15 protein-coding genes are annotated in these 15,199 nt (G+C 39.2%); 12 read left to right on the forward strand and 3 right to left on the reverse strand.

The features are described from left to right. The first annotated feature begins 123 nt into the window (after positions 1-123). The 3 genes from ACEW8U_RS12805 to ACEW8U_RS12815 are packed head-to-tail and all read left to right on the forward strand — an operon-like array spanning position 124 to position 1,751. Complete coding sequence (locus tag ACEW8U_RS12805; protein WP_373522444.1) at positions 124-618, forward strand: RNA polymerase sigma factor; 495 nt, start codon at positions 124-126, stop codon at positions 616-618. Then, entirely contained in the window at positions 599-925 is a 327-nt protein-coding gene (locus tag ACEW8U_RS12810) for a hypothetical protein (protein ID WP_373522445.1), read from the forward strand. The genes ACEW8U_RS12805 and ACEW8U_RS12810 overlap by 20 nt, the downstream gene beginning before the upstream one ends. A 22-nt stretch (positions 926-947) precedes the next feature. Next, positions 948-1,751, forward strand: a complete 804-nt coding sequence (locus ACEW8U_RS12815) for a hypothetical protein (protein WP_373522446.1) — start codon at positions 948-950, stop codon at positions 1,749-1,751. 102 nt (positions 1,752-1,853) lie between these two features. On the opposite strand, the gene ACEW8U_RS12820 is transcribed toward ACEW8U_RS12815, so the two are convergent. From ACEW8U_RS12820 to ACEW8U_RS12830, 3 genes are all read right to left on the reverse strand, one after another. Further along, a complete protein-coding gene (locus tag ACEW8U_RS12820; RefSeq protein ID WP_373522447.1) occupies positions 1,854-3,539 on the reverse strand; it encodes a DUF885 family protein in 1,686 nt (561 codons plus the stop codon). A 157-nt stretch (positions 3,540-3,696) separates the two neighbouring features. Then, positions 3,697-3,897 (reverse strand): hypothetical protein, encoded by a 201-nt coding sequence (locus ACEW8U_RS12825; RefSeq protein ID WP_373522448.1) that lies wholly within the window; start codon positions 3,895-3,897, stop codon positions 3,697-3,699. Positions 3,898-3,901: 4 nt separating this feature from the next. After that, the gene (locus ACEW8U_RS12830) at positions 3,902-4,765 is read right to left on the reverse strand and encodes a helix-turn-helix domain-containing protein (protein ID WP_373522449.1); all 864 of its coding nucleotides are present in this window, start codon (positions 4,763-4,765) and stop codon (positions 3,902-3,904) included. Between the two features lie 131 nt (positions 4,766-4,896). Here ACEW8U_RS12830 and ACEW8U_RS12835 point away from each other — a divergent pair, with 131 nt between their 5' ends. From ACEW8U_RS12835 to ACEW8U_RS12875, 9 genes are all read left to right on the forward strand, one after another. Further along, positions 4,897-5,787 carry a dihydrodipicolinate synthase family protein gene (locus ACEW8U_RS12835; RefSeq protein WP_373522450.1) on the forward strand — a complete coding sequence of 297 codons (891 nt, stop codon included), beginning with the start codon at positions 4,897-4,899 and terminating at the stop codon, positions 5,785-5,787. Between the two features lie 189 nt (positions 5,788-5,976). Further along, positions 5,977-7,422 carry an aldehyde dehydrogenase (NADP(+)) gene (locus ACEW8U_RS12840; RefSeq protein ID WP_373522451.1) on the forward strand — a complete coding sequence of 482 codons (1,446 nt, stop codon included), beginning with the start codon at positions 5,977-5,979 and terminating at the stop codon, positions 7,420-7,422. Between the two features lie 177 nt (positions 7,423-7,599). After that, positions 7,600-8,598 (forward strand): 4-hydroxyproline epimerase, encoded by a 999-nt coding sequence (locus ACEW8U_RS12845; protein WP_373522452.1) that lies wholly within the window; start codon positions 7,600-7,602, stop codon positions 8,596-8,598. Positions 8,599-9,102: 504 nt separating this feature from the next. Then, positions 9,103-9,669, forward strand: a complete 567-nt coding sequence (locus ACEW8U_RS12850; protein WP_373522453.1) for a hypothetical protein — start codon at positions 9,103-9,105, stop codon at positions 9,667-9,669. A 115-nt stretch (positions 9,670-9,784) separates the two neighbouring features. Next, complete coding sequence (locus tag ACEW8U_RS12855) at positions 9,785-10,555, forward strand: lysostaphin resistance A-like protein (RefSeq protein ID WP_373522454.1); 771 nt, start codon at positions 9,785-9,787, stop codon at positions 10,553-10,555. 304 nt (positions 10,556-10,859) lie between these two features. After that, complete coding sequence (locus tag ACEW8U_RS12860) at positions 10,860-11,420, forward strand: helix-turn-helix domain-containing protein (protein ID WP_373522455.1); 561 nt, start codon at positions 10,860-10,862, stop codon at positions 11,418-11,420. 109 nt (positions 11,421-11,529) lie between these two features. Beyond that, a complete protein-coding gene (locus ACEW8U_RS12865; RefSeq protein WP_373522456.1) occupies positions 11,530-12,561 on the forward strand; it encodes a hypothetical protein in 1,032 nt (343 codons plus the stop codon). A 214-nt stretch (positions 12,562-12,775) separates the two neighbouring features. Continuing rightward, positions 12,776-13,813, forward strand: coding sequence for a hypothetical protein (locus ACEW8U_RS12870; protein ID WP_373522457.1), 1,038 nt, complete (start codon positions 12,776-12,778; stop codon positions 13,811-13,813). A gap of 97 nt (positions 13,814-13,910) precedes the next feature. Then, entirely contained in the window at positions 13,911-15,155 is a 1,245-nt protein-coding gene (locus ACEW8U_RS12875) for an NAD(P)/FAD-dependent oxidoreductase (RefSeq protein ID WP_373522458.1), read from the forward strand. Positions 15,156-15,199 lie beyond the last annotated feature (44 nt).

Consider the following 15,199-nt stretch of genomic DNA (forward strand, 5'->3'; position numbering starts at 1 on the left):
AAAGATTTATATCAATTTATCTCAACCCTATTTCCAACGTATTTCAATCTTTTTCCAACCTTATTCAAAAAAACTTCCTTCCCTTGTCATATAAAAGTAACTTTTAGACACTAATGAGTAAGAATGAAAAGCCCCCAACTGGAAAACATCCTTAAAGAACTTCACCAAGAAGCTTACCACTGGTCAAGACAGTGCTGCTCATTTGACGAGGATCTGGCAAAGGATGTGTTGCAACAGGTTTACTTGAAAATTCTCGAAGGAAAAGCCATCTATAATGAAAAATCCCAATTGAAGACCTGGCTATTTTCTGTAATCAGGTTTACCGCTGCTGAATGGAAAAAGAAGAACAAAAACATCTATCCACTCGAAGAGGAATTTGATGCAGCAGAAACATTAGAGGAGGTCAAGGCAGTCTCACATGATGAATTGATCGAAAGGCTACCGGAAAGACAAAAGGAGGTTTTGCTGTTGATATTCTACCACAACCTTACCTTGGAAAAGGCCGCTGAAGTCATGGGAATCAGCATTGGAACTGTCAGGACACATTATGACAGGGGGAAATCAGGTCTCAAAAAACTCATTCTAAAGAAACAAGCTTATGAAAATGCAAGACAATAACGGCGATGAGGATTTGGTTCAGTTCTTCCAGGAAATGAAAGAGGAAGACAGGAAAATTCCACTTCCGCCATTTCCCAATCAGAAAAATCCAAAATTGTGGTACCTGATTCCGATAGGGATTGCAGCTTCTCTTGCATTGGGATTTTTGCTTTTGCCACACGAAGATCAAGTCCCAAGCCCTCCTACTGAGGTAATCATTATTACACTGGAAGAAGATGAAAAAAACAATCAACAAATCCGGATAGAAGAAAAGACCTATCTGGAAACCTGGGAATCTCCCACCACCTCTCTTTTGACTAAATTCTAAACCAAAATAAAACTTACCTGCTATGCTAAAATGCACGCTTTTCCTACTCCTATCCCTTACCGCAAACTTGGCCAACGCCCAAGACATGTTTCAGGAATATCTTTATTCTGCTGACTTGGTAATGAAAAACCGGGATAAAATCTCGCTTTCTGATACCCAAGCAGATAAAATCAAAAAAATCCACAGTACCAATTCAGTAGACTTCAGCACCCTCAAATGGGATTTGGATGCCGCTACTGAAAAGTTGAAAAAACTACTGGCCGAATCGAAACCTGATGCTGTAGCAGTATCCAAGCAAATGGATCTCGTTTTGAATTTGGAAAACCAACTTAAGAAAAAACAACTAAGCACCTTGGTTGCAATTAAGAATGAACTGACAGAAAGCCAGCAAGCTTCGCTGAATTCTTCGAGAAGTTGGACAGTTTACGGTTCAGCAGCAAAAATTTCACCTACTCTGCAAAGCACTGGCCCTCGGATTAGAGTTGCATCGGGACCAAGGGTATCAGGACTTAGCTCCACTGAGTCAGTTAAAGGGAGAACCTTCAGTACAATAAGCCCTTCAGGTGATGTTTTGATTGTTCCAGATTCCAAATCGAAGTTGTTTTTTCAACTTGAGCAAGAATTGAATGGCAATAAACCTACCTATTACCTCAAAACAAAAAATGGAGTGAAGGAAATATTCAGCTTCGATGACATCAGCCCTGATGATATCGAAAGTATTTCAGTCATCAAAGGTCCCAATGCCTTTGAACTTTATGGTGATAAAGGAAAAAACGGAGTTATAATTATGACCCTAAAGCAAGCGCCTGAAGAACTTCCAAAGTAATAGTAAACACTTTTATTGGGTAAAATTCATGCCATGACTCAAGGTCATGGCATGAATAAAAAAACCTTCAAAGTCTGAAAAAGACCTCAAAGATTACGACGCTTATAAAAACCTCCAGTTACTTTTAAAATTCCTTGGCAAGTCTTCGCCTTTCATCCTTGCACGGAGCAATTCGATCGGCATATAGTTTTGGCTTATAAAGAAATCATGGAATTCCTTTTCGGTCATTTTCCCTGATTGGACCATTTCATTTTTTAAGGAATAAACCTGAAGTCCACCGATCATATAGGCCAATTGGTACAAAGGACCGTAGCTTCCTTCGAATGACCTTCTGACTTCAGCCTCGGCATTGGCACGCTCGTGGCCTACTTTGTCCACAAGGAAGTCAATACATTCTTGTGGGGTCATATTCCCCAAATGGTAATTCAATGAGAAAACAATCCTAGCTGCGCGGTGCATTCTCCAGAAAAGCATCCCGATTCTATCTTCTGCATTTCTGGGGAAACCTTTGTCCCAAAGGTTAAACTCCCAATACAAAGTCCATCCTTCCACCCAAAATGGTGTATTGAATATCCTTCTATGGGGAAAATGACGCTGATTCATAAATTGTTGCATGTGGTGTCCGGGTATCAGTTCATGCTGTACAGTAGCTCTAGAAAAATGGGGATTGTTGCCACGCATACTCATCATTTTATCCTCATGGGACATCTCAGAGGTAGGATAGGATATGATGATGGTCTCACCTCCCAAGAAGAATGGACTTACTTTTTGCCTTTCTGCGGACATCATGGTGGTTCTCCAGGTTTCCTTTGCCATTTCAGGAACGGTCATCAGGTCATTGTCCTCGAGAAAAGCAATCGCTTCCTCTGCCATTTCAGCTACCATCTGTGGCCATTCCCCTTCCGGAACATAGGTGTTTTTCACATGCTCCAAAGCTGCTTTCCAATCATTTCCAAAACCCAATTCATTGGAAGCTTTGATCATTTCCCGTTCACACCATGCATATTGTTTTTCACCTTCTTTGAGCAATTCTTCCGCCGTATAAGGAATCATGTTATAGGCAAGCTCTTTTTCTATGGCCACTTTTCCGGAGATTTTACCGATAATGCCCGAACCATCATCCTTCACCACGGTATTTTCGAAATGGTTATTCAAGAAATCGGCATAACCTTTCAAGCTTTCATCCAGACTTTTCATGGGCTCTTTCATCCACCAGGTAAACTCCGGATCATAATCATAGTAAAAATTGTAAGCCTCTTCGGTGCTCTTTCGCATGGCCTCCACCACTTGCGCAGCCAATTCAGCTGTCTGCCAACTGTTATATTTTTTAGCTTTTTTGGATAGCTCCCATTTGGTTTTGATGGCTTTCTCAACTTGTGTAAAGGTCGCTGCCAATTCTTGCGCATTGGGTTTGACAGCCATTCTTCTTGTCTGATAGAATTTTTCCAACGGCCCTGCAAAATCAACCACATCTTTGACAGCCTTGTATTCCTCATAAGCTGCTGAGTGGAAATAACTTTCTTTTTCCAGGTAATTCTTAAAAATCTGGTAATCCAGCTTTCCGTCTGCCGAATAGGTTTCATAAGGCATATTTTCCAAAGCTTTGAGCCAATCTTTATAAAGCCGATCCATCCTTTGGAAATATTCATCAGACAATGAATTGTTGTATTTTCTATTCAAGGCAGTTCTATCTGCCTGATAGCTCATGATACTGGGGTAGAGTTCAGTAGCAAAGGTTGAAATGCAGACTGAAATAGTCAAGAGAAGGATTAGTAGTGGTTTTTTCATTTTATTTAGATAATGGTGATTTGATAGGGTGGAAATAAGATTGATTTACATTTAAAATAAAGTTGAAATATGATTGATATAAATAAGGTTGATTACCCATACTTCAAATTATTTCGCGAAGTCTATTTTTACTATATTTCACAATGGCTGTCTTAATTCAATCCGCCTCGGCGAATAAGACAGCAGTCTGAAGACTGAATAGTTGTAGTCCAAGTCTGAAGACTTGAACCAATGAACCAATTTCACCTAATTTTTGACGAAAAACCAATACCCCATTGATCAATGGTGGGCCTTGGTTGATGGGTGGTGTTATGTTCAGTTCGGATATAAAGACTATCTTTTCAAGTCTTGTTTTCAAGGCATCAAAACTTCTCCCTAAACTCCTTAGGTGTCTCACCTCTGAATTTCTTAAAGGCCCGGTTGAAATAGGATAGATTCTGAAAACCGCTTTGATATGCAATCTGGGAAACTGACAAGTCTGTTTCCTGAAGGAGTTGACAGGCATGATGAATACGTACCTGACCTAGAAATTCAGTCAAGGTTTTCCCAGTTCTTTCCTTAAAAAACCTACAGAAAGCTTCTTTGCTCATATTGGCAAGATCCGCCACCTCTTGCAGCTGCACGATTCGATGGCTTTCTGCCAAAATAAAAGACATCACCTGACCCATCCTTTTACCTTCTGTTTCAGTATAGTTTTTTTGAGGGATTAGCTTATTGAGCAATGTCATTTCCCTGGAATGCTGTAATTGCCGGAGAATATGCAATGCTCCCATCAGTTTATCCAGCCCTTCTTTATTTCCAAAATGCAATAACTCTTCCTGAATAAAAGCGTTGGACAATCCCTTGACGTGATAACAGCCTTTGATTTGAAGGAGCCAATGTTGTAAAGGAGAAAATTCCTCTACTTCCCAGATATGCTTGCCCAATGTTTCAAAATCAAAAAAAAGTGTAAAGCTTAGGGATTTTTTATTAGCTTGTTCAGAGAAATATTCCGGATCGGAACGGAAGACATGGGGCATATTGGCCGAAAACAAATATAAATCTCCAGGTTCAAATCTTCCCAAATAATCCCCGACCATTAATTGGCCCTTCCCCTCCTTGATCCAGGTCAGTTGCCATTCAGGGTGTTGGTGCAATTTGTCATAAAAATGCTGCCCTGCATCCACTTGATAGCGGACGAACTCCATTTGGGACTTTGGTATTTTAAAGGGTATTACTTTCGACATTTACAATATGATATTAATTCGAATTTATTGAATTGTCTAATATTAAATCAATATTGTATTATCATTGACTAATCAAGTGTAAGTATCCGCACAAATACGGGGTTACCTTTGATAAAAAAACCAAAAAGACTATGAATTGGAAAGGCGTTTTTCCGGCTGTGACCACCAAGTTCCATCAGGATGGGAGTTTGGACATGGACATGTTTTTCAAAAACCTAGATGCACAATTGGAAGCCGGTGTGCATGGCATCATTCTAGGGGGAACCTTGGGGGAATCAAGTGTTCTCAGTCAGGATGAAAAAATCAAAATCACTACTGATACAGTAAAGTACATCAATGGCCGAGTACCTGTTATCCTAAACATTGCCGAGGGGGCAACAAGAGATGCTATTTTTTGGGCACAGAAAGCCAAAGAAATGGGAGCAGCAGCCTTAATGATATTGCCTCCAATGAGGTACGCAGCAGACCATCGGGAGGTGGTGCAGTATTTCAAAGACGTGGCAAACAGCACCGATCTGCCGATTATGATCTATAACAATCCGGTTGATTACAAGACTTTGGTTACACTCTCCATGTTTGAGGAATTGGCGGAGTGTGATAATATACAGGCCATCAAAGAATCAACCCGAGACATTTCTAATGTTACCCGAATGAGAAATAAGTTTGGTGATCGCTATATGTTGCTTTGCGGTGTGGATACTTTGGCCATGGAGGAACTGTTAATGAGCGCGGATGGTTGGGTAGCAGGGCTGGTTTGTGCTTTCCCAAAAGAAACTGTTGCCATTTATAATTTAGTGAAGGCGGGAAAGCATGAAGAAGCATTAAAAATATACCGATGGTTCTTACCTTTATTGGAGTTGGATATCCATCCCAAGTTGGTTCAATACATTAAACTCGCTGAGCAGATGGCCGGAATCGGCACCGAATGGGTCAGAGCCCCAAGATTAACTTTGGTTGGAGAAGAACGGGTAAAAGTAGAAAATATCATCAAACGAGGATTGGAACACAGACCGAACCTTTGAGGTCTTTTTCAGGTCTTAAAGGTTATTGGTAGGTCAGGACATTAATTTATCACCGTGAAATATTGTTGAATATGCCTTCGGCGATATAAAATGGAAATATGGGTCACTATCCTAAATTATTTCAATTTATTTCTACCCTATTTCAACCTTATTTCCCATAAAAAAATAACCTATTAAATCAAAAAAATCATGAACCTAGATCAGATCTTTGAGTCGGCCCAAGAGGCTTTTTTATTTTATAAAAATGTACCTGGAAAGGAAAAAGCAGCTTTTTTGAGAAAAATAGCTGATGGTCTCGAAGCCGAGAAGGCTGATCTTATCCCAATGGCTTCCGGAGAATCCAATTTGCCGGAGGGTAGGATTACCGGTGAACTGGGGAGAACCTGCGGTCAGATCAGGCTTTTTGCCAATTTGGTAGAAGAAGGGAATTGGGTGGAAGCAACCATTGACCACGCAGATCCTGAGAGGACACCTGCACCCAAGCCTGACATCAGAAGATTTTTGACTCCTTTGGGTCCTGTGGTGGTTTTTGGAGCAAGCAATTTCCCTTTGGCATTTTCTACGGCTGGTGGAGACACTATTTCTGCACTGGCTTCGGGATGTCCTGTTATTTATAAGGCACATCCTGCACATCCGGAAACCTCCAAATTAGTTGGGAAAGTAATTCAAAAAGCAGTTATCGATTCAGCTTTGCCAGTTGGGGTTTTTGCACATGTCGAAGGAGGAATTCAGATTGGGCAGGATTTGGCAAAACATCCTACAGCAAAAGCAGTGGCATTTACCGGTAGTCATTCTGGTGGAATGGCTTTATTTACACTTGCAAGTCAAAGACCTGAACCCATCCCGGTATTTGCTGAGATGGGATCTGTGAATCCTATATTTACTTTTGAAAAGAAATTGCAAAAGGATGTTTCGGGATATGCAAAATCTTTCATAGGATCACTTACTATGGGTGCAGGCCAATTTTGTACCAACCCGGGATTGATTTTTGTACCCAAGTCCCTGCAAAAAGAATTTGCGGAGGCAGTAAAAGGGGAGTTGGAAGATATAGCCGCTGCCCCAATGTTGCACGAGGGCATTGCAAAGGCGTATTACTCTGCCATTCAATACCTACAGGGAAGGGAAGAATTAGAATGGGTCAAGGTATCTGCAGCCAAAGACCTGATCAAAGCCCATCCAACCTTGGCCAAGATCAAAGCCAAGGATTGGTTGAAAGATGCTAAATTCCAAGAGGAGGTTTTTGGTTCTTTTGCATTGATGGTGGTTTATGAAAATGAAGATGAACTACTAAAAATCGCCAAAAAACTCAATGGCCAATTGACCATCACCATTTGGGCAGAAGAAGAGGAGCTGAACAACAAGCTATACTTGATCAACTTGCTGGAAGAAAAATGTGGACGAATGCTTTACAAAGGTGTTCCTACAGGAGTAGAAGTAGGTTTTGCAATGCAACATGGTGGGCCCTACCCGTCTACCTCTGATGCCAGAAGCACCTCAGTCGGCGTTTACGCCATCAAACGTTTCGCACGGCCCATTGCTTTTCAAGATATGCCTAAAACTTTGTTGCCGGATGCATTAAGGGAAAATAATCCGTTAGGGATTTGGAGGACAGTGGATGGGGAATTTAAGAAGTAAGGATTTATTCGAAATACACCATTTTAGAAACATACTTTGCCGCACAATATAGGCACGTGAAATATAGTAGATATATGCCTTCGGCGATATAAAATAGAAATATGGGTAACTATCCTAAATTATTTCAATTTATTTCTACTGTATTTCAACCTTATATCCATTCTATATCATTTTAATATGAAAACCACCTTCCAATGTATTGATGCCCATACGTGTGGCAATCCGGTGCGTCTTGTTTCAGGAGGAGTTCCTTTTTTGGAAGGAAAAAATATGCTGGAAAAGCGTCAGTTTTTTCTGGACAATTTGGACTGGATCAGGAAGGGATTGATGTTTGAACCTAGAGGACATGATATGATGTCGGGGTCCATGCTTTTTCCTCCACATGATCCGGAAAATGACTTTGCAGTGCTTTTTATCGAGACAAGCGGTTGTCTGCCCATGTGTGGGCATGGAACTATTGGTACCATTACCATTGCCATTGAGGAAGGTTTGATCCAACCAAAAACACCTGGATTTCTGAGAATGGAGGCGCCGGCAGGTCTGGTTTTGGTGGAATACAAGCAGGAAGGCAAAAAAGTAAAATCCGTCAAACTCACCAATGTAAAAAGCTTTTTGGCAGCCGAAGGACTGGAAATAGAAACCGAAGAATTGGGGAAACTGACAGTTGATGTGGCTTATGGAGGTAATTTCTATTGCATTGTGGATCCGCAGGAAAACTTCCCGGGTTTGGAACATTACAAGGCGGAACAGTTGATCTCCATGGCGAGAAACCTGAGGCAAAAGATGAATGAGAAATATGAATTTGTCCATCCCGAGCATACGCAAATCCGAGGATTATCCCATGTACTTTGGACAGGAAAAACTTTGGACCCCACAAGTACAGCTAGGAATGCAGTTTTTTATGGTGACAAAGCAATTGATCGCTCCCCTTGTGGAACAGGAACATCAGCTAGAATGGCGCAATGGCATGCAAAGGGCTTGCTCAAAAAAGGAGAACCTTTTATCCATGAGAGTTTTATCGGTTCCAAATTTACCGGGATTGTGGAAGAAGAAACCAAAGTCGGGAAAATTCCAGCCATCATTCCGAGCATTGAAGGATGGGCAGTGATCACCGGATACAATACCATTTTTTTGGATGATGAAGATCCTTATGTATATGGTTTTCAGGTGATTTAGAAGATGTTAGATTTGTGAAGGTTTACCGATTGAAGGTTAATTCTATAAATTCAGATTAACAAATTTGAAACGGGAAATCGGAATCATCCAAGTCTGAGTAAGTTTAGATTAGTTGGGAAGAGTTTTGGTGAGAAAATTAAAAATCAATTCCTATCCACTGAGAATCCTTTTGGTTAAAAAATTAGAGGATATTGATTTTCAATTCAGCCCTTTTAAAAACCTCAATAAACAGGAAAAGAATCCCAAACCTTATAAAGTCAATCAGACCGATTGTATTAAAAACTAAAAGAGCTTAAGTTTAGGTAAATAAGAGATATCATCAATATTAGTGATGAAATTCGAGCTAAACAATGGAAAAAAAGAAATCAAACTTGATAAAATGAAAAGTTGGTCAACTGCATGGTGGAATGCCGTAAAAAGGAACTCACAGACCTTAACTCCAATTCATACATTTAGCATTATAATTAAACAACCCCAATTTTTAAAATTCTCCCCCAAAAAACAATGTTTCTAAAACCCCGCCTCTATTTTACAGCCTTCATCACCCTTGCCATTTGGGCTTTGTTGTTGTGGAACCATTTTCATGGCGGAGTTCCAAGTCACCATGTTTTGGCAAGGGAAGATTTACCTGAAATTTCTAATTGGTGGGGCGGTATTTTACTTCCATTCCTGACTTTGTTTTTATCTTATCGTGTAGAAAAAAGATTGGCAATGCATCACGATGGCCAATCTCATTTAACCACAATTCCAAAACATGTGCTGATCGGTTTCTTTGCTGCCCTGCTTTATGGAATTACGTTGGCTACTTTTTTCAGCTTTGGCAATACCGAAATGCCCGGGTATATGATAATGGGTATATTGGCTATTTCCCTTTTCTATCCGATCTATAGGGCAGAGTGCATTCTGGGATTTGTAATCGGTATGACTTACACTTTTGGTGCAGTTCTTCCTACGGGCATAAGTTGCATTTTGGCATTGTTCGGGGCTGTGATTTACCTGTTTATCCGTCCTGCTGCTTTGTTTCTTTTTTCAAAAACCAAAAATCTGGCTGGTTCTAAGAATCAAAAGTAAAAGGTATTGCGAAATAAAACCATTGTGACCAAAATTGGAATTTTATTGATTAGGTAAGATATTGGGATCTTTTGTGGCATTTCTCTACAGCAGCAACTTTCGGAACCCAACTTAAATGAATCTGACCTCTCCCCAAACCACCAAAGATTTTGAATTGAGACCCTTTTGGAATAGGTTAATCAAATTCGATTGGAAATTTGGGTTAGCCCTTATCCTTATAGTTTGTATCCCACGGTTTGTATTGGTGTTGAATGCCAATGCCTCAGGAAATTACAGTGCTATAGGTATGATCATGCTTATTTCAGCCATTGTTCCATTTGTATTTTTGGGAAAGAATGGGCAAAAATCAATTGGATTAAAAAAACCAAAAAATTACAGTTGGCTGCTTTGGGCCTTTGCTTCAGGACTGATAGCAAGCCTGTTGCTATATTTTGTTGGAGAGGCTCTTTATGGTAATATCTACCAAAACTGGTATGCCTATATCGGTAAATCCTATCAAATTCCTGTAGGAATCAATCCGGATGATAAACGCATTATGTTTGCGGTCATGGCATTGGTGGGAATGACTTTTAGCCCAGTCGGTGAGGAGTTGTTTTTTAGAGGTATCGTCCATTCAAGTTTTGCTAAGTCCATTGGGGAAAAGCGGGCATCTGTAGTGGATAGCTTGGCTTTTGCGCTGACACATATATCCCATTTTGGATTGGTTTTCATTGATGGCAAATGGGATTTCTTTGTTGTTCCGACACTGATATGGGTATCAGGTATGTTTTTGCTGAGCTTGTTATTTATTTTGATGAAGAAACGCTCAGGTTCGATTTTAGGGGCTATTCTCTGCCATGCTGCGTTTAATTTGGGAATGATCTATTGTATCTTTTATTTGCTATAAGAAAAAAATTTACCACCGATCATATTAGTCGAACTAATCATTAAAATTTATAAGTTTTCATCAGATTTTTACATCTTTTATAGTATTGATTAGGTTAATTTTGACAGCAAAATTTTAAATAAAAATAGATCTTTTCGTAAACCTACAGGTATACCGGAAAAAGCATTTTTTAAAATAAGCATGGGAGAAGAATAAAATAAGTTATGCGTAGGTTAGGAGGAAAAATGCCTCAAAATTCGGTTAGTTATTTCTCAAAAAAACCAAATTAAGTTTACCCAAGTTTATAAACCCATTAAAAATTAGTATGAAAATTTATGTCAAAAATATGACTTGCCAAAGCTGCGTAGCTTTTGTCAAAGAAGCATTGGACGAACTTGAGATTGTTCCTTTTAAACTAGGCTTGGGAGAAATTGAAACAAAAGAAGATGTCTCGGATGAACAAAAAGTTGAACTCAACAAAAAAATTAAAAAAGTTGGCTTGGAGCTCCTTGAAAAAAAACATGGGATTTTGATTGAGAAAATCAGAACAGTGATCATAGATTATGTTTATCATTCAGATGAAAAACCAAATGTGAATTTCTCAACGCTTTTGAGTGATAAACTGGACCATAGCTACACCTATCTGTCAAATTTTTTCTCAGAAGTGGAAGCAACCACAATCGCACAATACGTGATTTCATTGAAAATAGAACGAGTCAAGGAAATGATCATCCTTGAGGAATTCAATTTATCAGAAATAGCCTACAAACTTCATTACAGCAGTGCTGCCCATCTTTCCAATCAGTTTAAAAAAATCACCGGGTTATCTCCCTCCCACTTCAAAAAACTTAAGGAAAAAAGAAGAATTGCGATTCAGGATCTTTAGGTTGTTAGATTTAATACTTTAGCCTTAGGGAGTTATTCACAAAACCTTCATTTTTAGGTTTTTGGTTATTAATTATCAATTATCGATATTGATGGGAAAAACCACCTAAATGATGAAATTTTTAAATAAACTTACCCTTACCATTCTTTTAATATCCCTGTTTTCAGGAATTGGCCTTGCCCAGAAGAATGATGTTTCGCCCTTGTTTTCAGAAAAAGATCCCATGCAGATCCGTCTGAATTTCTCTATTAAAGAGATGAAAAAAGAAAAAGATGATACAGTGTATTTTCCATCTTACATACACTATGTCAATCCAACTGGCACATGGGATTCGCTGAAGATAGACATGAGGGCAAGAGGAAATTTCCGGAGAACCAAATGTTTTTTCCCACCCATCAGGATCAAAATAAAAAAGAAAGATGCCGAAGGAACCATATTTGAAGGTAACAAAAACCTAAAACTTGTAGTACCATGCCAAACAGTCAGCGCCCACAATGACCTAGTTTTGAAAGAATACCTTTGCTATAAATTATTTGAACCTGTAACGCCATATATTTTCGAAACCCGTTTGGCAAATTTGACCCTCGTGGATGAAAGCGGCAAAAACCCTAAAACTTACGAGGTAAAATCATTTTGGATTGAAGATGATGACGTAGTTGCAAAAAGACATGGTGGAAAAATCGCAAAAGGAAGTCAGATTCTCCCTCAAAGAATGCAGCCGCTTGCAGCTACAAGACAGGATTTTTTCGCCTTCATGATTGCAAATACTGACTGGTCAAGCATGGTTCAGCATAACATCAAAGTCATGCAGATGGAAAACAAGGATTACATCCCACTTGCCTATGACTTTGATATGAGTGGGCTGGTCAATGCCAATTATGCCACAACCAGTGAAGTTTTACCAATCAGCAATGTAAGACAACGGCTTTACAGAGGATTCTGCTATTCAGAAGAAATGTTAGAACAGGTAAGGGCAGAATACATTGCTTTGGAACCGGAAATCATGGGAATGGTCGATAATTTGGATATAGGACTTAATCCAAAAGAAATTCCTGATTTCAAAAAGTACCTTGGAGAATTTTTCACAATCCTTAAAAATGACCGGCTTTTCAAAGATCAGATTTTATCCAAATGTCGTTAAAAAAACCAATTCTAACTTTCAAAAAATAAAATATCTAGAAACTGCTTTCTTTTAGTTTGCCTGCATTTAGCATATGAGGCATTATAGTATTATTATCCGTCAACAGGATATTAATTCCTTGTGCCAAAGAATGTCTAATTTAGTCTTTTGATAAAGAAAACAGTTTCTTCTTTCCTTAATTTTGTCCAGAACCTAATTTTATATACTCAAACTGATGAAATCCAGCTTTGCCAAAGGGATTTTATATTTCATTTTACTGATCTTATCAGGAAGCTATACTTATGGTTTTCAAAACAGCACACTTTTCTCAGAGAGAGAACCTCTTGATCTGGAATTGGTTACTTCATTGAACGAATTGAGAAATTCAAAATCAGATACAATTTTCTTTTCCACCGTATTAAAGTATAAAAATGAAAATGGGGAATGGGACTCATTACAGGTTGAATTGAGGGCCCGTGGAAATACAAGAAGGAAAATCTGTCATTTCCCTCCCATTAGAATCAAAATCAAAAAGTCTTATTCAAAAAACACCCTATTTGCGGAAGACAAAAGCCTCAAACTCGTACTTCCTTGTCAGCTTGCCAATTCCTTCAATAGTATGATCGCCAAGGAATATGTTTGTTATAAATTTTATGAATCGGTAACTCCCTACCATTTTCAGACAAGGCTGGTCAGCCTTACCCTCACAGATGTCAAAGACAGAAAAAGTAAAACCCATAACCTTACAGCCTTTATCATCGAGGATGATGACAAAGTGGCCAAGCGTTTTCAATACAAAATTTCAGATGCCAAAGTAATCAGGCCAAATTTCATCAATGATACCAGTGCAGTCAGACAGGATTTTTTTGCATTTATGATTGGCAATACAGATTGGTCCAATACAGGTCAGCACAATGTCAAAGTGATGGCTGACAGAAATAAAAATCATATCCCTTTACCCTATGATTTTGATATGGCCGGTTTTGTTAGTACTCCTTATGCTATTCCCTATGATTATTTGCCAATCAAATCTGTTCAGGAAAGACTCTACAGAGGTCTTTGTCGGGATCCTGAACTAGTAGAATATGTAAGAAATCAATATATCCAATTGGAACCTGAGATTAAAGAAATCATGGCCCAATATGAAAATTACATGAGTGCCAGTGATTACAAAGCGGCACGGAATTTTCTGAATGGGTTTTTTGATATCATCAAAAACGATAGGCAATTCAAAGATCAGATCCTTTCCAAATGCTTGCCCAACAATTACTGAATCAAAAATCTATAAAATTATCGCCCAAAAAATTTCCTGTAATTCCAACAATAATTACCAATCAAGGCTTATAGTCTAGATACGCTATAAATAAAAAATGAAACCAACTATTATAATTGGCGGCGGAATCGTCGGTCTTTTCACAGCTTATTTTCTCCAAAAATCCGGAGTAGAAGTTGTCATTATTGACAAAGGAGACATGGAAGTCAATTGCTCCACTGGAAATGCAGGCATGATTGTACCCAGTCATATTGTCCCATTGGCTGCTCCGGGAATGATCAGCAAGGGGATCTCTTGGATGTTCTCTGCCAAAAGTCCCTTTTATATCCACCCCCGTCTTGACAGCAAACTGTTGGAATGGTCTTGGCTTTTTTATAAGGCTGCCAATTCCAAACATGTGGAAAAAAGTATTCCTTTTCTTAAAAATCTCAGCTTGATGAGTAAGGCACTCTATCAGGAATTTAGAAATGAGCATCAGGATTCCAATTTGGGATTGGTGGAAAAAGGTCTCATGATGATTTACCAGTCTGTTGAGATGGAAAAAGAGGAGATTGAATTCGCGCATTTGGCACGGAAACATGGGTTGGAGGCAGAAATCTTAGGAATTGAGGATATCAGAAAGTTGGAACCCAATGTAGAAGTGAAAGCAAAAGGTGCGGTCCTATTTCCAGGAGATGCGCATCTGTCACCTTCTCTTTTATACAGCTTTTTGAAAAACTATTTGGAGAAAAAAGGGGTAGCTTTTAAAAATGAAGTCACGGTATTTGGCTTTGAGAAAAACTCCGATAATGTAAATGCTGTCCTTACCACGGAAGGAAAAATAGAAGGGGCAAAATTTATACTTTGTGGAGGAGCATGGTCTTCTGAATTGGCCCAAATGCTTGAATTCTCTCTGCCCATGATGGGAGGAAAAGGTTATAGTTTTGTGCAGCAAAATAACCCGGAAATCAAACAGGCCTCTATTTTGACTGAAATGAAAGTTGCTGTAAGTCCCTATGGTAAAGAAGTCCGTTTTGGCGGAACCATGGAAATCGCAGGTACCAACGAATCCATCAATATCAACCGGGTAAAAGGAATCTTCGAATCCATCAACCGGTTCTATCCCGATTTTCAAAGTAAGTTTCCCGAAAAAGAAGACATCTGGAAAGGCCTGAGACCCTGTTCGCCGGATGGACTCCCCTATATCGGATTAGCACCTAAATGGAAGAATGTGCTCGTTGGTACAGGTCATTCCATGATGGGAATCAGTCTAGCCCCCGGAACCGGAAAAATCCTTGCTGAACTTCATGAAGGACTCAACAATCATATGGATATCAGTGCTTTTGAGGTTGGGAGGTATTGATATTGTGAAGACGGGAGTCGGAAGACCGAAGAAACTACATTTTA

Origin of the sequence: Aquiflexum sp. (assembly GCF_041751335.1) — a bacterium.
Classification (GTDB): domain Bacteria; phylum Bacteroidota; class Bacteroidia; order Cytophagales; family Cyclobacteriaceae; genus Aquiflexum.